Source organism: Phytohabitans aurantiacus (assembly GCF_027923225.1).
In the GTDB taxonomy this organism is placed as follows: domain Bacteria; phylum Actinomycetota; class Actinomycetes; order Mycobacteriales; family Micromonosporaceae; genus Phytohabitans; species Phytohabitans aurantiacus.
In genome coordinates this window covers 43,316-69,352 of the sequence record NZ_BSDI01000025.1, presented here as the reverse complement: position 1 = coordinate 69,352, position 26,037 = coordinate 43,316, and the positions used below count along the sequence as shown (strand labels likewise).

Below are 26,037 nucleotides of genomic sequence, written 5' to 3'. Positions count from 1 at the left end.
TGTCTAGTCCTCGGCGACAGGAGCCTGGAACAACCGCTTCCGGATGTCGGAGGACTCATCCAACCGGGCGTCGCCGTCGTACTTGTCGATCTCGGGCAGGTCGGGACCGAGCTCGTCTTCGCGCGGCGACTCGTAGACGGTTTCCGGCAGGCCGCCCTGCTCCGGGACGGTGACGACCACAGACCCGTTGTACGAGTCGACCCAGTAGCCCGCGCCGCCGTTGGCCTGGGCGTTCAGCCCGTCGACGTTTTCCTGGCCTTGCTGCTCGAGGAACTCCTGGATCTCTTTCTGTACCTCGCCGGTGGCCTTCTTCGACGCGCCGCCGGTGGCCTCTTCGCCTTTCTTCGGCGGGGCGAACATCTTGTCGACCACCGCGCCGTCGAGGCGCAGCATGGCGTCGGCGCCGTGGCCGTCGGCGGTGCCGTAGCTGGTGCGGATGACGTTGGCGCCCATCGCCAGCGTGGTCAGCCCCAGGAATGTCTCCTGTAGCACCTGGCTGGCGACGAAGTGGCTGGTCATGTGGTTGCTGGACAGGCGAGTCAGGTCGGGCAGGACGCCCGTGCTGCCGAGATTGGAGGCCGTCGCGAACTGTGCCAGCGCGGCGTGGGTCTGCATGCTGGTGTCGCGAAAGTCTTCGCCCACCCGCTGAACCTTGTCGTTGAACGTGCTCAGGTCGTCGAGTTCGACGTCAAAGCCGTCTGTCGCCATCTCGGACTCCACATCGTCCAGTGCGCGCCGTCGGGTCATTATGGATCTTACGTGCTCGCCTGGAAAGGCGACAGAGCCTATGTCGTACCGTCCTCCGGCGGCGTCCAGCCAATTTGGACCAGCCGCGCGCCGTGCTGGCGGTCGACCAGCCAGCCTCGTCCCGGTGGCAACGGGGACGGGCGGAGGTTGCCCAGCAACGGCCCCTCGTCCCGGTTGCCGGACATCAGGATGCCCGGCGAGCCCAATTCCCGCAACCGCAACATGACCGGCTCGTACGAGGTGCGGCCGGCGCCGCCGGTGCGCCGCACGAGCACGAGGTGCAGGCCGATGTCGGCGGCCTGGCTCAGGAAGTCCAGCAGCGGCGCGAGCGGATTCTGTTGCGTGCCGGACACCAGATCGTAGTCGTCCACCAGGATGTAGAGGTGCGGTCCCTGCCACCAGGCGCCTTCGCGGAGCTGCTCGGGCGTGACGTCTGGACCGGGGACGCGCTCGCGTAGCACGTCGACGACCTCGTCCATCATGCGGCGGGCCAGCTCCGCGGTGGTGGCGTAGCCGATGAGGTGCCGGCCGCCGATGGCACCGAGCAGCGCCCGCCGGTAGTCCACCATGATGACCCGGGCCTCGTCCGGCGTGTAACGCTCCACAATGGAGCGGGCGAGCAGCCGGAGCAGCGCGCTCTTGCCCGATCCTGACTCACCGTAGGCGAGGAAGTGCGGATAGGCGTCGAAGTCCACCGTCACCGGGCGCAGGTCGGCCTCGGCGATGCCGATCGGCAGGCCCGGCTCGTCCGCCTGGGCCGGCAGTTCGGACGCTTCCAGTACCGCGGGCAGCAGGCGCACCCGGGGCGCCGCCGGCCCGTTCCACGCCTCGGCGACGCGGCGGACCAGCGCGGCCAGGCCGGCACTGGCGGTCTCCGCGTCGCCGCGGCCGTCGATCCGCGGCAGCGCGGCCAGGAAATGCAGCTTCTCGGCGGTGATGCCGCGGCCGGGCATCTTCTCCGGCACGTTCATCGCGGTGCGCCGGTCCAGCATGGAGTCGCCGGGCTCGCCCAGGCGCAGCTCCAGGCGGGTGCCGAAGATGTCCCGGACGGCCATGCGCAGGTCCATCCAGCGCGTCGCGGCGGCGATCAGGTGGATCCCGTACGACGGGCCGCGGTTGCCGATCGCGGTCACCGCGGCTTCCAGCTCCTCGAACTCGGCCCGCAGCGTGCCCCAGCCGTCGATGACCAGGAACACGTCGCCGAAGCTGTCGTTGATCCGGCCCTCGGCCCGCAGCCGCCGGTACGTGGCCATCGAGTCGACGCCGTACTGGGCGAAGGCTCGCTCCCGCTCGATAAGGAGCTGGTTCACCTCGGCCACGGTGCGCCGTACCTCGCCCGTCTCCAGCCGCGTCGCGACGCCGCCCACGTGCGGCAGGTCGCGCAGGCCCAGCATCCCGCCACCGCCGAAGTCCAGCGCGTAGAACTGCACCTCGGCGGGCGTACTGGCCAGCGCCAGGCTGGCGATGACACCGCGCAGCAGCATGCTCTTGCCGCTCTGCGGCGCCCCGACGACGACCAGGTGCCCGGTGCCGCCGGACAGGTCCAGCCACAGCGGGTCACGGCGCTGTTGCAGCGGGCGGTCCACCACGCCGGCCAGCGCCCGCAGCGCGCCGTGCGGAGCCGGCTCGCCGGTCGTCAGGCCACGCGCCGGATCGAGGCGCAGCGGCGGGAGCAGGGCGTCCAGGGTGGACGGATCCTTCAGCGGGGGCAGCCACACCTGGTGCGCCGGTACGCCGCGACCGCGCATCCGCTCCACCAGGATGTCCAGCAGGCTCTCACCCTGCGCCTCCTCGTCGACCCGTTGCGTGGCCGGATCCGGCTCGGCGACCTGGGCGACGTACTGCGTGGTGTAGAAGAGCACCCGGTCGGCGTCGACGGCGGTGGCGTCGGAGCCGTCGGCGCGGCGGTGCACCCCGGAGACGTACGCGGCCCGGAAACGGCGCAGCGGCTCGGTGGCGAAGCGCAGGTAGCCGTGGCCGGGGGAGCGGGGCAGCTCGTACGCGGCGGTGTCACCCAGCACGATCCGGCTCTCCACCGCCGAGAACGTCCGCAGGCCGATCCGGTACGACAGGTGGGTGTCCAGCCCGCGCAGCCGGCCCTCCTCCAGCCGCTGCGAGGCGAGCAGCAGGTGTACGCCAAGTGAACGGCCGACGCGTCCTATCTGGACGAACATGTCGACGAAGTCGGGCTTGGCGCTCAGCAGCTCCGAGAACTCGTCGCAGACGATGAGCAGGCTGGGCAGCGGGGCGAGGGCGGCACCGCTGGCCCGCGCCCGCTCGTAGTCGCGTTGCGAGGCGAAGTTGCCGGCCCCGCGCAGCAGTTCCTGCCGGCGCAGGAGCTCGCCGTTGAGCGCCTCGGTCATGCGGTCGACCAGCGGCAGCTCGTCCACGAGGTTGGTGATGACCGCGCTGGTGTGCGGAAGCGCGTCCAGCCGGGTGAACGTGGCGCCGCCCTTGAAGTCGACCAGGACGAAGTTGAGCAGCTCCGGGTCGTGCGTGGCGGCCAGGGCCAGTACCAGCGTGCGCAGCAGCTCCGACTTGCCCGAACCGGTCGCGCCGATGAGCAGGCCGTGCGGGCCCATGCCGTCCTGCGCCGACTCCTTCAGGTCCAGCTCCAGCGGCGTACCGTCGGGGCCTACCCCGATCGGCACCCGCAGCCGGTCCCGGTTCGGCCGCACCACCCACGTGCGGGCCGGGTCGAAGTCGTACGGGTCGCCCAGGTCCAGCAGGTCGGCGAGGCCCACGTCGGTGGACATCCGCCGCTCCGAGCGCCCGGTGGTGGGCAGCCGGAACCGCGAGATCTGCCGGGCCAGCGCCTCGGCCACGGCCGGCCGCAGCGCGTCGGCGCGGCCCGCCTCGGCGCCGCCGTCGAATGTGGTCGTACGCAGCGTCCCGTCGTCGTCGACGTCGAGCACCAGCGTGTGCCGGTCGAGCTGGCGCGGCGGGGCGGTGTCCAGCAGCACCACCGTCGCGCCGTCCAGTCCGTCTTCGATCAGCAGGTGGTCCGAGCCGGTGACCGTACCGCCGTCGACCACGACCAGCAGGTGCGGGCTGGGGCCGGACGACCCGGGGAGCCGTTCGCCGAAGCGGCTCCGGCCGGCCACGAGAGTGTCCAACATGGCCTCCAGGCCGGTGACCGTCGCGGACACCAGGCGCATCGCGCCGAGCGCGTCGGTGCGCCGCGGGTGCAGCGCGTGCGGCAGCCACTTCACCCACTCCCAGTGCTGCCGCCGGTCGTCGGCGACGCAGACGGCCATCAGCAGGTCGTCCGGCGCGTGGAAGGTCGCGGTGTGCGCCATGAGCGCCCGTACCAGCGCCCTGGTCCGGTCGGTGGCGCCCCGGACGTACACGCGGGCGAAGCCGTCCAGCGCCATGACCACCGGCAGGTCCGGCACCACCGAGTACGTGAGCAGGAACCGGCGCAGGCCCACCGCGCACATGGGGTCCAGCTCCTCGATGGGCCGCGTCTCCGGCGGGATCAGCGGCGTGGCAAGCTCCGCGGGGCCGAGGCCGATGCGGGCGGTCGCGAAGTCCGGGTCACCCGGCCGCCGCTCCCACAGCCGGGGACTGGCCGCCACCGACCAGAGCCCGTCCGGCGCCGGATGCTGGTGCACCTGCGCGGCCCGCTGCCGGCCCACGGTCCGGCGTACGGCGCGGCGCCGCTGGGCCAGATGGCGCATGTACTCCCGGCGTGCGGCCAGCATCTCCTGCTTGTTCGAGCCACCGGCGGACATGCCCATCGACGCCACGATCATGCCGAGCGCGGAGAGCCCGAACAGGCCGCCGGCCACGTACGCCAGCGTGCTGCGCGAGTTTCCGGCGAACATCAGCGCCATCGCCACCGAGCCGGCCATCATCGGCAGCAGCATCATCATCTGCGCCCAGCGCCGGCCGCCCGGCGCGGGAATCTCCGGCGGGGGATCGAGCAGCACCTCGCCGGTCGGGTATTCCGGCGCGGGCGAGCGAGGTGGACGGCGCAGAGCCGTGGTACTCACTCCGATTTCCCCATCTCTAGATCACGACGATTTGCCGGCCATGATAGACAGACGCCTACAGCGAGGGAAGGCGGTCGGCATGACGGTTGACTCGGACATCGGCCTGGCGCGGGTCGTCGTCGTCGCGCCGAAACGCCGGCTCGACCTGGCGTTGCCGGAGCACCTCGTGCTGGCAGCGCTGCTGCCGGCGCTGCTCTCGCACGCCGGTGAGGAAACCGTCGACTCGGCCGGCGAGCAGGGCGGCTGGATCCTGCGCCGCGCCGACGGCACGCTGCTCGACGTCGGCCGCAGCGCTGTCGCGCAAGGCGTTCGCGACGGCGAGCTGCTGCATCTGGTACGGGCGCACACCGACTGGCCGGAGCCCGAGTACGACGACGTGGTGGAGGCGATCGCGGCCGGTGCCCGGCAGGGCGGCGTCCTTTGGGACGGGCGGGTCAGCCGCTGGGCCGGCGTCGCCGCCGCTGGGATCCTGGTCGTCGCCGCGCTGGCGGTGTGCCTGGTCAACGGTCCTGACTGGACGGCCCCGGCGCTTCTGTGCCTCGGCCTGACCGTGCTCTGCCTGGGCGCCGGGGCGCTGCTGAACGTCGTGCTCGGTGACGCCGCGGCGGGTTTCGCGGTGTGCGCGCTCGGCCTGCCGGCGGCGTTCGCGGGCGGCCTGCTGCTGCTCGGCGGCGACGCCCCGCTGTCCGGCCTCGGCGCGCCGCATATGCTGACCGCCTGCGCGTTCCTGCTGGTCGCCGCCGTCGCCGGCCTGTTCGCCGCGACCGAACGCCGCTGGCTCTTCGTCGCCGCCGCGGTGGCCGCGGTCGCCGGGGGAGGCGCCGCCATCGCCGCGCTCGGCTCCCTCGACGCGGTACGCGCGGCCGCGGCTGCCGAGGCGGTACTGCTCGTGCTGCTCCCCGCCGGGCCGGTGCTGGCCGCCCGGCTGGGCAGGTTGCCGCTGCCCACCCTGCCGCGGTCCGCGGCCGACCTGGTCAAGGACGAGCCCGCGCCGACCGCCGGCGCCACGTTCGCCGCCGTCGCGCGCGCCGACGTGATGCTGACCGGCCTGCTGCTGGGCGTCGCCACGGTCGCCGCGATCGGCCTGGTCATCCTTGGTACCGCGGGCGGCTCGGCGCCGGTGCTCATCGCCGTGGTGAGCGCCGGCTACCTGGTGCGGTCCCGCCTCTTCCCGACGCTGCGGCACCGGCTGCCGTTGCTGACCTGCGGCCTGATCGGGCTGGCGGTGCTGGCCGTCGGATACGCGGACGACCTGGCCGGAGGCGGTCCACTGTGGGCCGTACCGGCGCTGGCCGGCCTGGCCTTGGCGGTGCTCGCCATCGGCGTCCGGTACCGGAACCGCCGCCCCTCCGTCTACCTGGGACGGATCGCCGAGCTCGGCGAGATCCTGCTGATCCTCGCCGTGGTCCCGATCGCCTGCGCGGTACTGGGACTGTACGGCCTCATGCGAGGCGTGGCAGGCTAACCGGAATGCCCACGCGCCGCGATCAGTTGCAGTCGTACCAGTTCATGATGCAGCGAGTCGTCTCCGCCTTCGCCCATCACGACACCGACCCGGTGCAGCCGGCCGGTCGCCGGCTCTTCGCGGCCGGGCTGGGTGGCGTGATGGTGGCGGTGCTGGCGCTGGCCGCGGTGGGCGTCTACGCCCTGGTCCGCCCCGGCGGCAACCGCAACTGGCGGGACGGCCAGTCCATCATCGTGGAGAAGGAGACCGGCACCCGGTTCGTTTTCCGGCAAGGCGTGCTCTACCCGATGGCCAACTTCACCTCGGCGGTACTGGCGCAGGAGAGCGACGCCAAGACGGTACGGGTGTCCGCCAAGTCCATGATGGGCGTGCCACGCGGGCCGGTACTGGGCATCCCGGGCGCACCCGACGCCGTCCCGCCGAAGGGCCGGGTGCTGGGCGCGCCGTGGACCATCTGCGCGCAGCCGGCCCGCGACGCCAGCGGCCGCGCCTCGGCGGTGACCTCGCTGCTGGTCGGGCGCGGCGCGCAGGTCGGCCGCGACCTGGGTGACGACGCGTTGCTGGCGCAAGACGTGGACGGCGGCGGGTTCTTCCTGGTCTGGCACCAGCGGCGGTACGCGATCGCCGACCAGCAGGTCGTCTTCACCGCGCTCGGCCTGGACCGCCAGCCGCGTACCCCGGTCAGCGCCGCTCTGCTCGACGCGCTGCCGGCGGGTGAGCCGCTGGCAGCACGCCGCGTCGACAAGCGCGGCACGGCCTCCACCGCCGTGGCCGGCGCCCGGATCGGCCAGGTGTACTTTGTGGACAGTGCCGGCGCCACCCGCCAGTACTTCCTGGTGGCCGACGCCGCCCGGCTGGCCGTCGTCACCGAGGTGGAGGCCAACCTGCTGCTGGCCGACCCGGCCACCCGCGCCGCGTATCCCGGCCAGCCCCCGCGCGGCCTGGAGCTGAGCCCGGCCGACGCCGCCGCGGCCGCGAAGCTGCCCGTGCCGGCCGTGGGCGCCGAGGCGCTGCCGGCGACCGCACCCCGCATCGTCGCGCCGTTCTCGGCCAGCGCCGCGACATCGGCGATCTGCGCGGAGTTCCGCGACGCGGCGAACCCGCCCCGGCTCGTGGTCGACACGCCCGCCGGCCAGCTCGTCGTGGGCGCGGCCTCGGCCCGCCGGACGGCGCAGGGCGTTCCGCTGGCCGACCGCGTCGCCGTCGCACCGGGCTGGGCGGCCATTGTGGAGGCGATGCCGTCCGCCGAGGCGCCGAGCGGCACCCGTTACCTGGTCACGGACCTGGGCGTCCGGCACGCCATGTCGGATCCCAATGTGCAGGGCTATCTGGGCTTCGGTGCGCTGACCCCGGTGCGGCTGCCGGCCGCCGTGGTGGCGCGGATGCCCGAAGGACCGCCACTCGACCCGGTTGCCGCCCGCCGCCCGGTACTGGGCTGATGTTGAGATCTTTCGCGGCGCCGCGCGGCTCGGTATCCTTCGATCAGGATCTTCATGCCTGACTGTCCACTAACAGCAGTTCCCCCCTCGGGAGGTGGGAAAACGCTATGCCAGCAGGAAATGGGTACGTAACCGATACCCAGACGATGTACGACGCCGGTGTGCGCATCTTCGGTGTCGTCGAGCAGCTCAGGGCCACGGCAACGACGATGAGCAACCAGCTCACCGCCGAACTCAACGACGCCACCTTCGCGGGCGCGGCCAGCAACGCCTTCGGCAAGAGCGACCAGGACGGCGTGCACGGCCTGCTGAAGTCCGACATGACGGCGCTCAACAACGCCCTCAACACGCTGTGCAACAAGGTCAGCGAGTCGGTGCAGGAGTACACGGGCAAGGACCTCGAAGCGGAGCAGGCAGTGTCGCGCTCGGGGGCGCAGGGCGGGCAGGCCCGTGCCGCGCTCAACTGGGCCGGAGCGTAGGAGGAAACCGTGCGGACCGCATACAACTTCGGCGCTCTCGACGCCGGCGCGCAGTCCCTCGAGGCGACGCGCGCCAGGCTCCTGGCCGACATCGCCGACCTGGAAGCCGCCTGCGCTCCGATGCTGAGCGTCTGGGAAGGCAGCGCGCGCGACGCGTACTACCAGCTCCAGACGATCTGGCGGGGCGTCGGCGACGACGTCGGCGTGTTCGTCAACGCTGTCAAGGACGGCGTCGTCTCGGCCAACGAGCTGGCCCAGATCGCGGAGACGGCCAACACCAACCGCTTCGCGGTGTGACCAACCGTATCCAGGGCGTTTCCCAAGTGCTCAGCCGCTTGGGAAACGCCCTGATCACGTGCGGGGCGGCCGCGGCGGCGTGAAGTAGAGCTCGGCCAGCTCGACGTCGTCGCCAGGGGTTTCGACTGTGGACGGTGCCGGTCCGGGGCCGCGGCGCATCCGCCGGTGAACGACCAGGAGGGCGGCGCAGCCGAGTAGCGCCAGGCCGATGGCCGCCGCGATCGCGACCGCCGACGCGGCGAGCGAACGCCACCGCGCGTCACGGCGCAGTGCCTCCTCGTCGATGTCGCGTACCGGCATCCCGGGTTGGATCCGCGGGTCGCCGCCGGGCAACACCTCGGTGACAGCACGGTACGGGTCGACCATGCCGCCCCCGTACGCCACGCTGCCCGCGCCGCCGGCGACCGGGTTGGCGGTCGCCACCAGGCGTTGTGCCACCTCGACCGCGCTCAGCTCCGGCCTGGCCGCCCGCACCAGGGCGGCGGTGGCGGCGACCGCCGGAGCGGCCATGGCGGTGCCGGACAGCGTCGTGTGACCGCGCGCCGGGGCCGTGGTCAGCACGTCGGAGCCGGGCGCCACGATGTCCACATAGGACCCTACGGGCGAGTTGTTGACCCGTACGCCCGCCGCGTCCACCGCGCCCACGCCGAGCACGCCGGGGTACGCCGCCGGGTAGCTGGGCTGGTCGGCGACGGTCGGGTCGGCGTTCAGCTCGCTGGCCCTGGTGCCGGCGGCGGCGACCACGAGCGCGTCGCGTGCCTGCGCGTACGCCACGGCGGCGGCCAGCGCGGCGGTGGGCCGGTCGGCGACCACCGGTACGGTGATGACGCCGGCGCGCTGGTCTGCCGCCCACCGGATCGCCTTGGCCAGCACACCGGCGAGCACGCGATCCCCGCTGACCAGGCGATCCGCGATCCGTACCGGTAGGACGGTCGCGCCGGGCGCGATGCCGGCGAACCCCACCCCGTCCGCCGGACGCGCCCCCACCAGGCCCGCGACCGCCGTGCCGTGGCCCGCGCAGTCCACCGCGCCGCCCGGCTCGTCCGTCACGAAGTCCCAGCCCTGCCGCAGCGCGCCGCGAAGCTGGGGATGGCGACCGTCCACACCGGTATCGAGCACGGCTACGGTCACCGCGCGGCCGGTCGTCGCCGGCCAGACCCGGCGCGCGGCAAGGATGAGCTGCTCGACCGGCACCTGTGACACCACCTGGCCCGGGCGGGGATCGCTGGTGCACGCCGCCGCGGCGAGCGCGCCGGACGGTGTGACGACGAGGCCACTGATGGTGAACAGCAGTGCCGGCAAGGGCAAGAGCCGTCGAACGCGGGACATCGTTCCTCCGTCGAAGCTCCGGCCGATTGTACATGTGCGACGGTGCGCCTATTCTTGATGTTGGTACGCCTCCCGCCGCGAGGAGTCAACTGTGGACGACGCCGCAATCAAGGCCCGCACCGAGGAGTTGATGGCGCAGTTCGAGCGGATGCGTGCCGGGGCAGGCGATCTGCGGCGCCGCATCCTCGAGGTGCGTGGTGAGGCAAAGTCTCCCGACGGCCTGGTCAAGGCGGTGGTCGGCAACCAGGGCCACCTGGAACGGCTCGACATCGACCCGCGCGTCTACCGCCGCCCCGACTCCCGGCAGCTCGCCGAGACCATCACCGACACGATCCGCCGGGCGGCAGCCGAGGCGAACCGCCTTGTCGAGGAGGCGGCTTCGGCGTACCTCGACGTGCACGACGTCCGCAACGCGCTCGGCGGCGACATGGAGGCCATCTTCCGCCGGCTCGACGAGGAACTCGAACCGATGACGAGGGAGAGCTGACATGGCCGACGGCATGCTGATCGACCCGGAGCTCGCCATCGAGGGCGGCGTCAAGATACGCACCGCCGCCACCGAGGCTCTGGCCCCGATCGTCGACGCCTCCGCCCGGGTGCGCGCCCAGTTGGATGGGAGGCCGGCCGGCGGCGGCGAGGAAGGCGCGCGCTTCGACGCGGCGCACGAGGCCGTGGTCACCGCGATCGACGCGGCGGCGAAGCTCCAGGGCCTGATCATGGAGATGGCCGAGAACATCATCAACGGTGCCACCAACTCCGAGGCCGCAGACAAGACCGCGGCCAACATCCTGAACGCCGCCGCCGTGCATGACATCGCCGACTTCAAGTTCTGACGGCGCCCTCGGCGGCCTCGTCGGCGCCGCGTGGGGCAAGCCCGACTTCGGGTGGTTCTGGAACAAGTTCCGCGACATGATCCTGAACGGTGTCGCGGTCGCCGGCGGCGGCTTCGACGGTTGGCCGGAAGCCAACGAGAGCGCGCTCAGCGCGCTGTCCGAGATGGAGGCCGCCCTCGGCGAGGCGCTCATCCAGCTCCAGTCGGGTGCGTTCGGCGGCATGAACCAGGTCCTCGCGGTGTGGGGCGGCGACGTCGGACCGGCCATCCTGGAGCGCTGGAAGGAACTGAGCGGCGAGAAGGGCGGGCTCGCCGACGCCATCAAGGTGACCTACGACGCGAGCGGGCATTCGGCGCAGGCCGCGGCCAATGCGTTCGGCGCCAAGGTCCGGCTGTCGGGCACGGCCGCCGCCGCGATGGTGCTGATGTACCCGGCGCTGGTCGCGGCCTCGCCGGGTGGGCCAGGTGCGCAGGCGGCGGCCGTCGCGGGCATCGTGGCCGGGGCCCGGGCCAAGGCCGCCCAGATCTTCTCCCAGTACCTCGCCAAGTTCGGCGCGAACAAGCTGGCCGCCGCCGCTGCCACGCGGGCGGCGTCGAACGGCGTGGCCGGCGCGGCGGCCATCCCGGCGGTCACGGGGCTCACCGGCCGCGCCGCGGCGACGGAGTTCGCGAAGTCCTTCGCGCGGGGATACCTCGGACCCGGGCTGGCGAACGCCGGGCGCACCGGGCTGGTGTTCGGCACGTTCACCGGTGGCATCGAGGCCGGCGCGCAGGCCGTCGAGATGATCGACGGCAGGTACCGCGAGTCGTTCGCCGCCGGCGACATCGGGAGGGCCGCCGCCACCGGCTTCGCGACCGGCGTGGCCTTCTCGGTGGTTCGCGCGGGACTGAGCGTGCCGATCCGGTCGAACAGGCTGCCGGCCGCCGTGCTGAAGGACGCGACGGCGATGGCCGTCGCCCTGCCGACCGGCAACCGCATCGTCAACGGCGTGCCCATCACCCTGAAGGGGATGGCCGCCGGAGCCGCGCTGGGCGCCGGGTTCCGGCTCGCGTACGCCGGCGCGCAGAAGACCGGCACGTTCATCGCGGGCAAGCGCCTCGCCGGCGAGGCCCAGCGGTTCCTGGAGTCCACCACGCCCGGCCGGGCGCCCGGCACGGGAACGGGCGCGCCGGGCCGCGGATTTCCCGACGCCGGACCCGGCACACCGCGCGGCGAGGGAGGCCCGGGCCCCGGCGGCGAGGGAGGCCCGGGCTCCGGCGGCCAGGGAGGCCCGTCCGGAGGCACAGGCCCCGGCGGCACGGGCGGCTCCGGCGGCACGGGCGGCTCCGGCGGCACGGGCGGCCGCGGTGGTGGCGGTGTGGGCGGTGGTGGCGGCGGCAGCGGTACCGGTGGCGGCTCCGGCGTCGGGCCGCGCCCGCAGTCCCCGGGCGGCGGCACCGGCACGATCGTGGACGGCCCATCGACCGGTGGGCGTACCGCCACGGGACCAGGATCCATCCGGGGCGAGCTGCTCCGGATCGACGAGGCGGCGTTCAACCGCGCCGAGGCCGACCTGGCGGCCCGGAACCAGCCGGGCGGCGGTTCGGCGCTCGGGAAGCTGCGTACGCCGTCCCAGGGCGAACTCGTCGCCTTGGACAGGGCCCTCAACGAAGGGCTGCTGCGGCCCGACGAGGCCGGCACCACCACGTTGCCGCGCGAGTCGACACCGGCCGCCCCACCCGCGCAGGCCGCCCCACCCGCGGCTCCGCCGTCTCGCGGCGCGCCGATGGCCCCACCGGACGCGCCGCCGCCCATGCGCGGCGGGCCCGCGCCGGCACCATCCGCCGCCCCGCCGATCCGGTCAGCGCCCATCACACCACCGATCGCCCCACCCGACGGTCCCACGCCGCTGCCGCAGGCGCCGGATCAGCCCGCCGCCGGCCCGGTCGCCGGGACGCCATCCGTCCACAATGGACCGGTCGGCCCGCCGCCCGTGACACCCGGCGCCGCGCCCGCATCGCCCGATGCCCTGGCCCCGCCGCAGGGCACCGACCAGCCCGCGCCTCCGCCGCAGGCCGCCGCACCGCCCGCCACGGCCACGCCACCGTGGACCGCACCGCCCGCGGCACCCCCACCGCAGGCGACCCCACCCGCCGCTGGCGCGCCGCCGCCCGTCATCCCGCCGCAGCCCATACAGGGGGTGGCGTCGCCACCGCAGGGTGTGGCGCCGCCGGGCGGAGGTGCGCCGCCCACCCAGCCGCCGACGGTGGTCACGCCGCCCGCTGCCGGCGCGCCGCCCGCCGTCATCACGCCACCGAGCCTGGGCACGCCGCCCGCGACGGCCGCGCCGCCGGTGGCCTCCGGGCCGCAGCCGGCGCCATCCCCTGCGCCCGCCCCGCCGGCACCGATCCCGCCGCAGGCGCCGGAGCCGATCCCGCCACAGTTCCCGTCGCCAGACGAGCTGCCGTCGGTGATCCCGGAGCCGATCCCGCCGCTCGCGCCCGAGCCGATCCCGCCGCAGGCGCCGGAGCCCATCGCGCCGCCGTTCCCCGCACCGGCGGACCTCCCCGCCGACCTCCCGGTGCCCGGCGACCAGGCGAGCGAACCAGCACCCGCCGACGCTGTCCCCGACCCTGCGCCCAGCCCCGACCCCGCGCCCGGCCCCATCCCCGTCCCGGGGCCCGCGACCGCGCCATCGACCGCGCCATCGACCGGACCCGCGACCGGGCCCGCGACCGGACCCGCGACCGGGCCCGCGACCGGACCCGCGACCGGGCCCGCGACCGGGCCCGCGACCGGGCCCGGGACGCTCCTGCCCGGCACCTCCCACCGGGTTCCCAACGCGTCCCCGCCGCCCGTACGCCTGCCGGCCGAGGCGATCCCACTGCACGCGTCCCCACCCGGGGAGCACCAGGTGATCGCGAAGCCGGGCGCGGAGGGCGCGGGTGCCACGACCGCCGCGGTGCCGGAGCCGCATCGGGAGGAGCTCGGGGCGGCCACCCCGGAGGAGCCAGAGCCCCGGGAACCCGAAAGGGTGCCCGGGCCACCCGCGATGCCGACCGTTCCGGGGGTTCCGGCACCGGGAGATCCGGACGCGCGGGCGGTGCCGCCACCGCCGGTGCCGGCGGATCGCGATCCGCATCGCCGGCGGATGCCGCCGCGACGCCGCGACTCCCCGAACGGCCTGATCACCCTCGGCCTGCCCGATGAGGTGCTGCCGGGCAATGGCGAGAACGGTGCCGGGGCGCCGGGGGAGGGTGACCGGCCCGACGGTGGCGGCCCACCGGACGGTGCTTCCGCCGACGGCGCGCCGCCCGGTGGCGCGTCCGCCACCGGGCGCGACGGCCGTGGCCGGCCGGCCGGCACCAGCGGGCCCGGCCAGGCGGGCGTACGGGGCCAAGCGGGCACCGCAGGCAGGGGAGGCGCGCCGGGCCAAGCGGGTTCACCGGGCAGCGGAGGCGCGCCGGGCCAGGCAAGTGCGGCAGGCCGTGGCGGCTCGCCAGGGCAGGCGGCGCCGGGGCAGGGAGGCGGGCCGGACGGGGGGACGCAGCAGCACCAACCCAGTACTGGCGGGGCGGGCACGATCACCAGGGCCCTCGCGCCGGGCCGGGCGACGGGCGCCAGCCGGCTGATCGAGGAGTTCAACCGGGCCGAGGAGGAGCTGGCGGCCCGCAACCGCAATGGCGCTCCGGGACGCCTCCGGGAGCCCGGTGCCGAGGAGCTCGTCGAGGCCGAGCGCCAGCACGACCAGCGGATGTTCGACGCGAGCGACCCCGAGGCCCTGCCCGAGGATCTCGCGCCGCCCGCTCGCAGGCGGCCGGCCTCGACCATCCACAAGGGAGCGACCGAGAGCGCGCCCGCGAAGCCAGCCGAACCACCCGCGAAGCCAGCTGAGCCGCCCGCGGAACCGGCACCGGTCCACAGCGAAACGGTCCGGGGTGGCGATGCGGCGGACGCGGAGGCGGTGGCCGGTGGAGGGCCGCTCAAGGCCGGCAGGGAGGCCGCGCCGCCGATCCTCGCCGCGCCACCGGCCGGAGGTGCTCCGCCGGCTCCGCCGGCTGTGACCGGCGCCGTTCCCGGCGAGCCGGCCCCGCCGGCTGTGGCAGTCGCCGCTCCCGGCGAGCCGGAGGCCCTTCCCGTCGCAGGCGTGGCGGCACCGGAGACCGGAACGCGGCCGCGACCGGTTCCCGCGCCGCCGGCACCGATCCCGCCGCAGGCGCCCCGACCCATCGCGCCGAAGCCCCCGGAGCCCATTCCCCCGCAGGCGCCCGAGCCCATCGCGCCGCAGGCGCCTGAGCCGGTACCGCCCAAGCCGCCGGAGCCGATCGCGCCGCAACCGGCCACGCCGGACCAGATCCCGCCCGAGCTGCCGGTCCCGTCCGAGCCGCAGCCGAACCTGCCGCCACCCGGGCCGGGACCGGGCGCCCCCGAAGGCGAACCTGGACCAGGTGCGCCCGAAGGCACACCGGGACCCGGCGCGCCGGACGCGGTCCCCGGTCCCAGTGCACCCGATGGGACACCGGAAGCGCCGGCCGCGCCGGTACCCGGTGGGCCGACGCCGGCCGGGCCGGCCGCGCCCACTCCCGGTGCGGAGCCGCAGCCGGCGATCGAGCCCGGCGTGCCCGGCGGACCTCCCGCGGTCCTGCCGCGCGACACCGCGGGGCTGCCGCCGAAGCGGCCCGAACCGGTCACGCCGGTGCACCAGGAGCCGCCTGTTCCGCGCCTGACGCAGCCGCCGTCGCCCCACCACCGCGAGCGCCTGCTGGACCGTCCGCGGGAGCGGCTCGGCGCGAGCCCGGTACGGATACCGGCGCCCACCGAGCCGCCGCCGTTGCCAGGGGTGCCGCAACCGCCCGGGGTCCCCGCCGCGCCCCGGCCGGACGACCCGGCGGCCCGGATCGCGCCGGGCCAGCAGAGCCAGCGGGGCGGGGCGAAGGCTCCGGACCGCACCGCGCACCGGCGCCGGATGCCGCGGCGCGGCAGCGGCTCCCCGAACGGCCTGATCTTCCTCGGCCTGCCCAAAGAGCTGACCCCGACCGGGCGGCGGCGGGCCGAGCGGATGGCGGAGGTGCGGCGCGCGCTCGCGGAGCTGCTGCGGGCGGAGAAGCAGGCCCGGATCGAGGCGCGCCGCCGGGCTACGGCGCGGGCGGCCGGTGCCACCGGGCGCGCCGAGGGTGCGCCGGCGCGGGAGCGCAAGGCGCGCCGGGCGGCCCGGAGCGCTGTCCGTCGACAGTGGACTATCCGGCGACCGTTCAACGCCAGCGAGATGCCCGGCTTCGAGAAGGGGCCGCGTCCAAAGCAGACGGACACTCTCACCGCGATCCGGGCGGTCGCTCCGACGCTCCGCGAGTACCTGGACGACCGGTACGAGTCGATCGAGTTTCGGGAGACGCCGAGCACGCCGGGTCCGGTCATCGGCGACGGCGACGGCGACGGGGGTGCCCAGGCGGGCGTGCTCACCCTCCGGCCACGGGGCGGGGCCGAGTTCAGCGTGCCGGTGGTCGTGGTGGACCTGGACGGCAAGGCCATGGCGCAGACCGACCCGGGCGAGGGCGCTACGCCGGCCCGGATCGCATTGGACTCGCGGATGCCGGACGGGCCGAAGAGCCCGGAGCGTGCGATCGTCTACGCGCGCCGGATGCTCGTCCACGAACTGCGGGAGCTGGAGGCGATCCGCACCGGCGTACGGGCGTGGGCCCGCCGTGGCGGTGGCCGCAAACCCGTCGACGTGCTGGGGCGGTACACGACGGTACGGCCCGGCCGGGATGCGCGGCCCGCACAGCGGACGCGGTTCCTTCACCGGGATCGCCGGGCGCGGGCGGCCCAGCCCGGCCGGGGATCGCGGCTCGGCCCCAACGACCAGGGACTGCTGGGCGAGGCTATCGCGCTCGTCCGGGGCGCTGGCCCGGACACCGGCGACGACCTGGCGATGTGGATCGACGAGACCGGCCTGCGGGACGGGTATCCGGGCGCCGAGCAGAAGTGGCAACTGGTCCACGAGGAACTGCCGGAGGACGTCCGTAAGCGCGTCGCCGAGGCGCGCCAGAAGCCGGCCACGACGCAAGCGGACCGGGCGCTGATCGCGCTGCACCGCGAGCTGGAGGGCGACCACGTGCCGCGCTCCTGGCTGGGGCTCGGACCCGCCACCGAGTGGTTCGAGGCGTTCCAGCGGGGCGGCGGGCTGGACGGGATGGGCTTCCTCATCCTGGACGCGGACGACATCCGGCGGTTGATCGACGCGGATGGCGTGCGGCTGCGCGCGGGCTTCCCGGGCGCGGACGAGAAATGGGAACTGGTCGCCGCGGCGCTGGACGCGGCGGGCAAGCGGAAGATACGCGAGCGGATCGGAAAGATTCGCGAGGAGCCGCCCAGCGACCCGGAGGACCGGGCGCTGATCGCCATCCACCGCGAGCTGACCTTGACCGGCGTCACGGGCATCCCGGGCAACCGCTACGAATGGTTCCAGGTTTTCCACTCCAGCGGCGCGATGGACGAACTCCTCCTGGCACCGGACGACATCCGGCGCTGGGTCGACGCCGACGGCGTGCGACTGGGCGCCGGGTTCCCGGAGGCGGAGAAGCGGTGGGAGCTGGTCGCCGCGGCGCTGGACTCGGCGGGCCGGCGAAAGACGCGCGAGCGGATCGAACAGATCCGCGCGGAACAGGCCCGCGATCCGGATCGGGTGGTGACCCTGACCGGCGTGGTGCACCGGGGCGAGTGGCTCGACGCCTTCCGCCAGGCCGGAGGGCTGGCCGATGCGGCGGCGGCCGTCGGGCGCGGCAGCGACGGCATCCGGCGGTGGCTCGACGCGGACGAGGTGCGGCTGGGTGCCGGCCTGCCGGGCGCGGACGCGTTGTGGGAGCTGGCCGCCGGGGCGCTGGCCGAAGCGGGGCGGGCGGACGTGCGCGAGCGGATCGAGCTGATCCGCATGGTGCAGGCCCGCGAGCTGATGAGCGGGGCGCGGATCGTGCCCATCGACGCCGACGCCCCGAGTACCCGCTTCACCGGCGAGTTCGTCCGCCTCGGGCGCGATCCCGTGACGGGAGTCTGGCATGCCGAGTACCGGGTGCGCGTCACGGAGTCGTCGGCGAGCCCGGAGATGGTCGGGCAGGAGCGGCTGGTCCGGCTCGTCGAAGGAGCCGGTCCGGTGGCTGGCCGGTCCTGGTTGGTCCGGCCGGCGCACGGGCGGATCAAGGGCCTGCGGCGCGGGTACGAGGTGCGGCTGGAGGAGACCGAGCCGGGCGGGCCCGACATGTCCGGCGACCCGATCACGGCCAAGTTCCTCGGCTTCCGGCGGGATCCGACCGGCGAGCACTGGCATCCCGAGTACCTGCTGCGGTTCGTCGAGCCGCCCGGCCGCCCGGAGCGGCTCCCGCGCCGCCCGTGGCTCGTGCGGCTGCGCCCGGAGAAGGTCGAGTTCACGCCCAGGAACAAGCTGCCGCGGAGCGCTCCCGTGGTCGAGCTCCCGGAGGGCACGCAGACCTGGCTCGAGTTCACGGGCGAGCCTCCGGGCCCTCCCGAGGACACGCTCCCGGAGGGCATGGAGACCTGGCTCGACACCTACCAGGAGAGCTTCGACCTGGTGTACCGGCTAGGGCACGGCATCACCGAGGCCGAGCTGATCGACGCGGCGGCGGACACCGTGGAGACGATGCGCGACCTGCGCGCGCACCTGGTGACGTCGACCACGTCGTCGTCCGTCACCACGGTGGAGGGTGGTGTGGGAGCGGGCGTCCGCATCTCTCCCGCCGTGCCCGACATCGCCGGCGTGCTCAACGTGCCGGACGCCGTCACGCGCACCGCGGTCAGCACGGCGGCCAGCACGCTCGGCCAAGCGGGCGACCAGCCCGCCTTGAACGACGACGTCGCCGTCGCGATCCTGCGGCGGGCGGACTGGGACGAGCGGATGGTCCGCCACCACGAGCGCACGATCGCGGAGACCCAGGAGGCCCTGGACGGCACCGAGAAGGCGGTGAAGGACGCCACCGGCGAGAAGGTCAAGGCGCCCAAGCTGGTCGAGCCGCCGCCGGAGGAGGCCAAGACCTCGAACGCCGGCAAGGGAAGTCTGTCGCGCGCCGCGGAGCCGCTGCGGGACGCGCTGGTGGGCCAGCGGCTGTTCGGCTCCCGCCCGATCGCCGCGGTGAGTGGCGCCCACGAGCACAAGGACGAGCGGTTCGACGCCGAGTTCGACCTGTCCGGCTGGCACGGGCTCAACCGCGACGAGCACGCGCGACGGACCGTACGGATACACGTGCGGCTCGGCCAGGGCATCGGTACGCCGCCGGAGGCCGTGGAACGGCTGCCCGGCTCCGACCGCGAACACATCCTGATCCGGGTCGACCTCGGGCAACTGGGCGTCGCCGCCCCGGACGACCGCGCACCGGCCGCGGTCGATCCGGGCCTGCGCGGGCGGATCATCCGGCGCGCCATCGAGCGGGGTATGCAGGGGCTGCCCAGCACCCAGCGACCCGAGACCCTGGCGGGGCTGGCGGCCGAGCGGGAGGATCCGGACCGGGTCACGCTGCCGCCCAGCCAGCGGCGCCAGCTCCTCGACGAGCAGGCACGCCGGCAGTTGCGCCGGGAGCTTCACCAGGCCGTCGACGGCGAGATCCTGGTCTTCCACACGGTGGCCCGGCCGCAGCGCCGAAGGCAGCGCCGGGGGCTGCGCTCGCACCCGATCAGGCGGGTGCGGGGGCAGCACGAGCACGGGCGCGAGACGTTCGACGCGCAGTACGAGGTGAGCGGGCGGGCCGGCCTGAACCGGTGGAGCCTCCAGGTGCACGTCGTGTTCGTGCCCGACTTCACCTCCGACGACAAGAAGTTCTGGGAGCGGGCGCCGCTGCCCGAGCCCGACCACATCCAGGTCCGGATCGACCCGAACCGGCTGAAGCGGCCGGGCCGGGCGCGGCCGGAGAAGCTGGAGGAACCGCAGCGGCCACCGGTCCCGCTGCCGCCACCGCGGCCGCTACGGCCAGCGGAGGGCGCCGACCCCATGACGGTGCGGCGATACGAAGAGGAACTGGCCCGATATCCGGCGGACATGGCGCGGTTCCGGAAGGACCTCGCCCAGCACTCGACGAAACTGGCGCGGTTCCGGGAGGAGCTGAGGCGGTACCACCAGGCGCTGCCGGCGTACCAGGAGGAGATGGCGAAGTACGAGAGTGACCTCGCGGACTTCGCCGCCGAGCGGCGCCGGGACGGGAAGCTGCCGCCGGCGCGGCCCCGGCCCGATGCCGACGAGCGGACCCGGACCAGGTACGCGCAGGAGCGGGAACGGTATGACGAGGAACTGGCCGAGGAGTACGACAGCGCGGTCAAGACCTACCTCGGGAACCTGCGCAGGGCCGTGCTGAAGGCCGTCGAGCCGACCTGGACGGAGGCGCGGCGGACCACCCCGTGGGTGGACCACGGTGTGGCCGCCGCCCAGTCGACCGGTACCTCGGGCGCCCGGCCGATCGGTCGGGGCGCCGACAGCGCGGTCGGCCACCCGGCCGGGCAGGCCGCGCCCCCAAGCGCCCTGGACGCCGCGCTGGCGACCACCCGGAACAGCGCGCTGGTGGCGCTGCCCAACTACCTCGCCGAGCTGACCGACCGGGCCCGGCAGGGCGTGCACCAGTGGTACTCGCAGCGGGCCCGCGAGGCGAAGGTGGCCGCGAAGCTCGCCAACCAGAAGCACCGCGACGACCAGACGCTGGGCCCCGGCGGCCGGCTGGTCCGGTCCGGCCTGGCGGGAAAGGTGACGAGCTTCCTCCTCGCCGCGGGGCAGGCGGTTGGCCGGGGAGCGGCCAAGGCACCCGGCCACCACCGCCGCCGCCCCACCGATCCGCCGGCCGACGACCGGGTGGAGTTGCCGGGCATCCGTAGCCTGCTCGCGCTCAAGGCGCTGGAGGCCGCGGACGGAAAGCGGGACGACCCGATCACGCTGGACGCCTCCGACGCCTGGCGGGCCAGGACCGAGCTAACGCCGCTCAAGGAGCGGACGCTCGCCGGCAAGCTGGAGTTCTTCGCCCCGGCCTTCGACCCGGTGGACAGCGTGGCGGAGCTGCGGACCTTCAACCATCTGCCGGAGGGTGCGCGCGCGGCGCTGGTGCGCGACATCAACGGGATGCTGCGGCTGACGGCGTTCGAGGCGCAGGAGCTCAACCGGCGGGTCGACGACCTGGGCGGTGCGGAGAAGTTCCAGGAGTTCACGAAGAAGACGACGGACGAGCGGCTCACGGCGCTCGCCGGCAAGCGGGACCCGGTCGGCTACCTGCCGTTCGACCTGCTCGACGTGGCCGGGAAGCAGAAGGCGCTGGCCGACGTGCGGCTCTTCGCCGAGATCGTCGCCTTCGAGGCACTGGGTACCGCCGAACAGCTTCTGGCGCTGGACGCGATGGCGCTGTCGCAGGAGGTACCGGCGTTCCGGCTCGCCCGGTTCTCCGAACGCGCGCGGCAGTTCCAGGCCATCCGCCAGTTGCGCCGGGAGGTGACGTTCGGGCGCGCGCGCCACAACGAGGTCCAGCGGCTGCTCGGGGTGCTGGAGGACTTCCAGGTACTGGCCGACTTCGACCAGATGACCCCGGCGCAGCAGATCGTCGCCGTGGACGTGTTACGGGAGATCCAGTGGCTGGCCGGCTTCGCGCGGCCGGTGCTGCTGGAGCGGGTCCAGTTCCTGGAGGAGCTGCGCACCTTCCTGCACCTGATGGAGCTGGAAGGGCTGGAGGGCGGCGAGCGGCTGCCGTTCCTGAATGACCCCGACAGCCTGTCCGGCCTCCCGGCGTTCGAGCACCTGACGCCGGTGGAGGCGGAGAGCCTCAAGAAGGAGCTGGCGAGGTTCCAGGATCTCCCCGTCGACACCCGGGCGACGCTGCTGGAGCGCTTCGAGGACTGGGAGCGGGAGCACGCCGTCGTCACGGTGCAGACCCGCACGTTCACCCTGCACAAGCAGCGGGTCCGGGTGGGCGTACTGGCCGACCACTCCGAGTCGCTGCGCGCCGGGACGGTCGTGCCGGTGGCGCCCAACGTGTTCCTCATCGTCTTCGCCGGGCGGATGACGCCCGCCGAGACCGCCAAGGCCGGCTGGTACCTCGATCCGGAACGGGACCCGGGCGAGGCGCCGGCGAACACCGAGATCGACCGGATCGTGGCGACCGAGCTGGCCCGCATCAGCGACCAGGTCAAGCTGCAGTACGAGGCGTTCGGGCCGCGACTGCTGGAGGCGATGGCGAAGTACGGCACGCCCGTCATCTACACCGGCCTGCGTTCCCTGGAGGCGACCCACGATCCTGGGAAAGCGATCATCGCGGCGATCGGTGGCGGGTTGACCCTGGCCCAGGCGCAGGCCGGCCGGCTGCAGGAGCGGTGGAAGTCGGCCTACAAGGCCGGCGCCGACCTGCGGGCCGAGACGCCGCAGGAGAACCGGCGCGCCGACGTGGAGCGCGCGTTGGCCGACGCCACGGCCGCCACGGACGCCCACCGCGACCTGCTCGTACGCCGGCTGAACGAGATCCTCGAGGACCCGGCGGCGACGGAGGAGCAGCGCGAGTTCGCCACGCGGAGCCTCGACACACTGTCCTATCGGGACGGTTTCATGGCCAAGTGGATCGAGGACGTCGTCCTCGACCGCCTGAAGATCGAGGGCCACAAGGTCACGAGGATCTCGGCGGGCGTCTACGCGTACATGCCGACAGGGAAGGACGGCAAGCCGCGCAAGGGAGTCGATCCGATCGTCGTGGTGGTGAGCCACGACCGGATCGACGAGGTGAAGATCGTCCGGCAGGAGAGCGGCGGCTTCGGCGACCTGCGCCTGGTCGTGCCGGACCGGGTGCGGATCGGCGACGACGACCAGGGCACGACCCAGGAGAGCATCGTCGGGCAGATGCGCGACCGGGTGACCGAGGAGCTGAAGCTGTACGCCGACCGGCCGGACGGTCGCGCGGCGCTGACGACGTACCTGCGCCGCATCCTGATGACCGACGGCGTCTCCGGTGGCTCGATGGGCTTCTTCGCGGTCCAGCAGGGCAGCCCCATGGGGCAGTACATCGCGGAGGCGGCCGGGGCCAGGATGATCGCCACCGGTGCGCTGGGCCGCCGCCTCGACCAGACCAACGGCGTGCGCCTGCACATGCTCCGCCAGCTGCTCAACCGGTACGACTGGCCCAGCACGCACGACTACGGCCAGGTCGCCGATCGGATCACCCACCTCGCCGATTACCACGGCGAGCTGAACCGGCTTCTGGCGAAGGCGGAACGGGTCCGAAACGCCCAGACCGTCGCTCCACTGATGGTGCCGCGGCTGGTCGTACCGCCGGTTCCCGGGGTCGATCGAAGCGTGGACCCGGCCGCTGGCCAGTCAGAAAGCGTGACCGCGGTCCGCGAGGGTCTCGGCAAGGCGGCCGCGGCCACCGCCGGAGAGCTACCGACCATGTTCACGTCCGCCAGCCATGACGAGTCGACCTCGGACGTGACGCTCACCCTGCCGGGCGGCCGGCGGGTGACCGTCGTGCTGGACGCCCGGGAGCTGCCGGATGGCGAGGCGGCGATCGTGGAGATCACGCCCGCGGAGCTGAACCCGCGGGACGGCACCACCGCGGCGTACCCGCTGGACACGCACCGGATCACCGTGGACGCCCGGACCGCCGCCGGCGAGGGCCTGGACCTGCGCCGGGTCATCGGTCATGCCCTGGCGACCGTGCACGCCCACGAGGTTGGCGCCGCGGCCGCCCAGCAGCGGCGCGTCGCCGACCTGACGATCCTCGTACGGGCGGCCCGGACACCACCGCTGGACGTCGTTGCCAGGGCCCGCGTCGCCCTGGTCGAGGGGCTGCTCGCCGAGGCCATCGACCACCACGGATACCGGCACGGCCAGGCCGGCGCGGACCGGCGCTGGCTCCTGGAGCAGGGCCGCTTCCCGGACGACGTGCGGGACTTCATCGCCGGGGCGCGCCGCGACGCCATCCCGGCCGCACCGGGCGCGGCCCGTCCCCGCACCCGCCCCGCGCCGGCACCCCGGGCCTTCGACCGGCACGGCAACCCGGTGCCACGGCGGAACGTCGTGGTGCGCCGGCTCGCGGATCCGGAGGCGGCCCGGGTACGGGCGGCCCGGCGCGCCGAGGCGGTCGCCGCCATGCTCCCGGAGCTGTTCACGGACGCCGCCCTGAACCCGGAAACGGGGCTGTTGCGGCTGGCGCTGCCCGGCGGTCGGGAGGTCGCCGTCGCCTTCGACGCCGCCGAACTGCCGGACGGCGAGGTGGCCGTCGTCCAGATCCGCCCGGAAGACCTGAACGTGCCGGGTGGCCCGGTCACCCACCGGATCACCGTGCCGGACCGGGTCGGCTGGTGGCTGGACCTGCGCCGCGGGGTCGCCCGGGCCCTCGCCGTCATCCACGCGCGCGAGGTGGGCGCCCCGAACCAGCGGCACCGCCCGGTCGCCGACCTGCCGGCGGTCCGGGACGCCGACCTGACGGTGCTGGCGCGGTCGGTGGCCGACTCCGGTACCCCGATGCTGGCGGGCCGCCTCGCCACGACGCTGGAGGCGTACGGGTACGGCGCGGGAGAGGCCGGAGACCGGGCCTGGGCGGGCGCCTGGCGCCGGTTCCCGCCGGACGTGCGAGCCGTGGTCGACGAGGCGCGGCGGGAGACGGTGCACGCGCGGGAGATTCCCGATGGCCGGTTCCGGCCCGAGGGTCGTGACGAGCCGTTCGCGGACGCGTTCATCGGCGAGCGGTTGCGGTCGATACCGGCGGATGTGTTCGGCGGCGAGGCGGCCGCGCTGCGCGTGTCCGACGACGGCCTGCGTTCGTGGGTGATCCGGCCGGACGGCGCCGGGGTCCACTTCGTGCATCGGGCGGCGCCCGATCTTCCTGAGGGTGTGGTGGCGCGGATCCGGGACGGATCCGGGACGGCGGCTGACCCGTACGTGCTGGAGGTCGCGGCGCTGGCGCCGGACGCGGCGGTCGATCGGGCGGCGCCGCATGAGATCGCGCACAAGGTGGCGCCCGACGTGTCCCGCGGCGCGGATCCCGAGCGGTTCCCCCGCCTGGTCGAGGCGCGGGTGATCCAGCACCGGATCGGCGAAGCGGTGGCGGCCGGTGACGTGTCCGAAGTGGACGCGCTGATCGCCGACGCGCGGGCGCTCCAGCGGGAGCTGGACACCGGCCGGGCTGTCAAGTGGGCGCGGGCCTGGAAGGTGCGGCGGCGCGCCAAACCGGCCGCGTTCCATCGACAGTGGACCGTCCGCAAGCCGTTCAACGCCAGCGAGATGCCCGGTTTCGAGAAGGGCGCCCCCAACCAGGAGGGCGCGCTGGCCGCGATCCGCGCGGTGGCACCGGACCTGAGCGGCTTCCTGGGAGAGCAGTACGAGTCGATCACGTTCGAGTCGACACCGGGAACCCAGGGCCCGGTGGTGGCGGACAAGGACCGCGGCGCGCAGGCGGGCGTGCTGACCGTCCAGCCACGGGGTGGGCGGACGGTCAGGATCCCGGTGGTCGTGACCGACCTGGACGGCACCGCCATGGCGCAGACCGATCCCGGCCCGCGGCCAGGCGACATACCGGTGCGGATCGCGCTGGACTCGCGGATGCCGCGCGACTCGGACGAGCGGGCGAGGGTCTACGCGCGCCGGATGCTCGTCCACGAGCTGCGGGAGCTGGAGGCGCTGCGCACCGGCGTACGGGCGTGGGCCCGCCGCGGCGGCGGCCGCAAGCCCGCCGACGTGCTGGGGCGGCACACGACCGTGCGGCCCGGCCGGGAGGCGCGGCCCGCCACTCGGACGCGGTTCCTGCGGCGGGAACGCCCGGCCAGGGCGACGCAGCCCGGTGTGGGATCGCGGCTCGGCCCCAACGACCACGGCCTGCTCGGCGAGGCGGTCGCGCTGGTCAAGGGAAACGGCCCGGACGTGGACAAGGACCTGGCCAAGTGGATCGACGCGACCGGCCTGCGGGACGGGTACCCGGGCGCCGAGCAGCGGTGGCAACTGGCCAGCGGGGCGCTGCCGAAGGAGGTCCGCGAGCGGGTCGCGGCCGCGCGCCGGAAGGCGGCCACGACGCACGAGGACCGTGCGCTGGTCGCGCTGCACCGCGCGCTGGAGCGCGACCACGTGCCGCGTTCGTGGCTCGAGCTGGGACCCGCCGTGGAGTGGTTCGAGGCGTTCCAGCGGGCCGGCGGGCTGGACGGGGCGAGCGCCCTTGTCCTGGAAGCGGACGACATCCGGCGGTGGATCGACGCCGAGGGCATCCGGCTGCGGGTCGGCTTTCCGGGTGCGGACGAGAAGTGGGAGCTGCTCGCCGGGGCGCTGGAGGCGGCGGGCAAGCGGAAGATGCGCGACCGGATCGGGCGGATCCGCGAGGAGGCACCCACCGACCCGGAGGACCGGGCGCTGATCGCCATCCACCGCGAGCTGACCCTGAGCGGCGTCACGAGCACCGCGGGCAACCGCTACGACTGGTACCGGGAGTTCCGCCGCAGCGGGGCGATCAACGACCTGTACCTGAT

At 74.4% G+C, this 26,037-nt stretch carries 10 protein-coding genes (1 of these 10 running past the window's edge); 7 read left to right on the top strand and 3 right to left on the bottom strand.

What is annotated here, in order from left to right:
• Positions 1 to 3: 3 nt before the first annotated feature.
• Positions 4 to 747 carry a hypothetical protein gene (locus tag QMG73_RS24430; RefSeq protein ID WP_281899378.1) on the bottom strand — a complete coding sequence of 248 codons (744 nt, stop codon included), beginning with the start codon at positions 745 to 747 and terminating at the stop codon, positions 4 to 6.
• Between the two features lie 38 nt (positions 748 to 785).
• The gene (eccCa, locus tag QMG73_RS24425) at positions 786 to 4,742 is read right to left on the bottom strand and encodes a type VII secretion protein EccCa (RefSeq protein ID WP_281899377.1); all 3,957 of its coding nucleotides are present in this window, start codon (positions 4,740 to 4,742) and stop codon (positions 786 to 788) included.
• Positions 4,743 to 4,821: 79 nt separating this feature from the next.
• Here eccCa and eccD point away from each other — a divergent pair, with 79 nt between their 5' ends.
• The 4 genes from eccD to QMG73_RS24405 all read left to right on the top strand — a co-directional run bounded on the left by eccD (position 4,822) and on the right by QMG73_RS24405 (position 8,422).
• The gene (gene eccD / locus QMG73_RS24420) at positions 4,822 to 6,207 is read left to right on the top strand and encodes a type VII secretion integral membrane protein EccD (protein ID WP_281899376.1); all 1,386 of its coding nucleotides are present in this window, start codon (positions 4,822 to 4,824) and stop codon (positions 6,205 to 6,207) included.
• A gap of 5 nt (positions 6,208 to 6,212) precedes the next feature.
• Positions 6,213 to 7,646, top strand: a complete 1,434-nt coding sequence (gene eccB / locus QMG73_RS24415; RefSeq protein WP_281899375.1) for a type VII secretion protein EccB — start codon at positions 6,213 to 6,215, stop codon at positions 7,644 to 7,646.
• A gap of 107 nt (positions 7,647 to 7,753) precedes the next feature.
• Positions 7,754 to 8,125 (top strand): hypothetical protein, encoded by a 372-nt coding sequence (locus QMG73_RS24410; protein WP_281899373.1) that lies wholly within the window; start codon positions 7,754 to 7,756, stop codon positions 8,123 to 8,125.
• Between the two features lie 9 nt (positions 8,126 to 8,134).
• On the top strand, positions 8,135 to 8,422 hold the full coding sequence (locus tag QMG73_RS24405) for a WXG100 family type VII secretion target (RefSeq protein WP_281899371.1): 288 nt from the start codon (positions 8,135 to 8,137) through the stop codon (positions 8,420 to 8,422).
• 54 nt (positions 8,423 to 8,476) lie between these two features.
• On the opposite strand, the gene QMG73_RS24400 is transcribed toward QMG73_RS24405, so the two are convergent.
• Positions 8,477 to 9,751 carry a S8 family serine peptidase gene (locus tag QMG73_RS24400; RefSeq protein WP_281899370.1) on the bottom strand — a complete coding sequence of 425 codons (1,275 nt, stop codon included), beginning with the start codon at positions 9,749 to 9,751 and terminating at the stop codon, positions 8,477 to 8,479.
• 91 nt (positions 9,752 to 9,842) lie between these two features.
• Here QMG73_RS24400 and QMG73_RS24395 point away from each other — a divergent pair, with 91 nt between their 5' ends.
• The 3 genes in view from QMG73_RS24395 to QMG73_RS24385 are tightly spaced (at most 1 nt apart) and all read left to right on the top strand, a layout consistent with a single transcriptional unit that may run on beyond the window.
• Positions 9,843 to 10,238 (top strand): YbaB/EbfC family nucleoid-associated protein, encoded by a 396-nt coding sequence (locus tag QMG73_RS24395; RefSeq protein WP_281899369.1) that lies wholly within the window; start codon positions 9,843 to 9,845, stop codon positions 10,236 to 10,238.
• Between the two features lies 1 nt (position 10,239).
• Entirely contained in the window at positions 10,240 to 10,584 is a 345-nt protein-coding gene (locus QMG73_RS24390; protein ID WP_281899367.1) for a hypothetical protein, read from the top strand.
• Positions 10,559 to 26,037 carry the 5' end (the start) of an HAD family hydrolase gene (locus QMG73_RS24385; RefSeq protein ID WP_281899366.1) on the top strand. The gene runs 18,100 nt beyond the window's last position, so only the first 15,479 of its 33,579 coding nucleotides appear in the window; its start codon is at positions 10,559 to 10,561; the stop codon falls past the right edge of the window. Before QMG73_RS24390 ends, QMG73_RS24385 begins: the two co-directional genes overlap by 26 nt.

Excerpts from the sequence above, each read along its gene's own strand:
- QMG73_RS24430 (WP_281899378.1), bottom strand. The coding sequence starts at position 747 with ATGACCCGACGGCGCGCACTGGACGATGTGGAGTCCGAGATGGCGACA.
- eccD (WP_281899376.1), top strand. The coding sequence starts at position 4,822 with ATGACGGTTGACTCGGACATCGGCCTGGCGCGGGTCGTCGTCGTCGCG.
- eccB (WP_281899375.1), top strand. The coding sequence starts at position 6,213 with ATGCCCACGCGCCGCGATCAGTTGCAGTCGTACCAGTTCATGATGCAG.
- QMG73_RS24410 (WP_281899373.1), top strand. The coding sequence starts at position 7,754 with ATGCCAGCAGGAAATGGGTACGTAACCGATACCCAGACGATGTACGAC.
- QMG73_RS24400 (WP_281899370.1), bottom strand. The coding sequence starts at position 9,751 with ATGTCCCGCGTTCGACGGCTCTTGCCCTTGCCGGCACTGCTGTTCACC.
- QMG73_RS24390 (WP_281899367.1), top strand. The coding sequence starts at position 10,240 with ATGGCCGACGGCATGCTGATCGACCCGGAGCTCGCCATCGAGGGCGGC.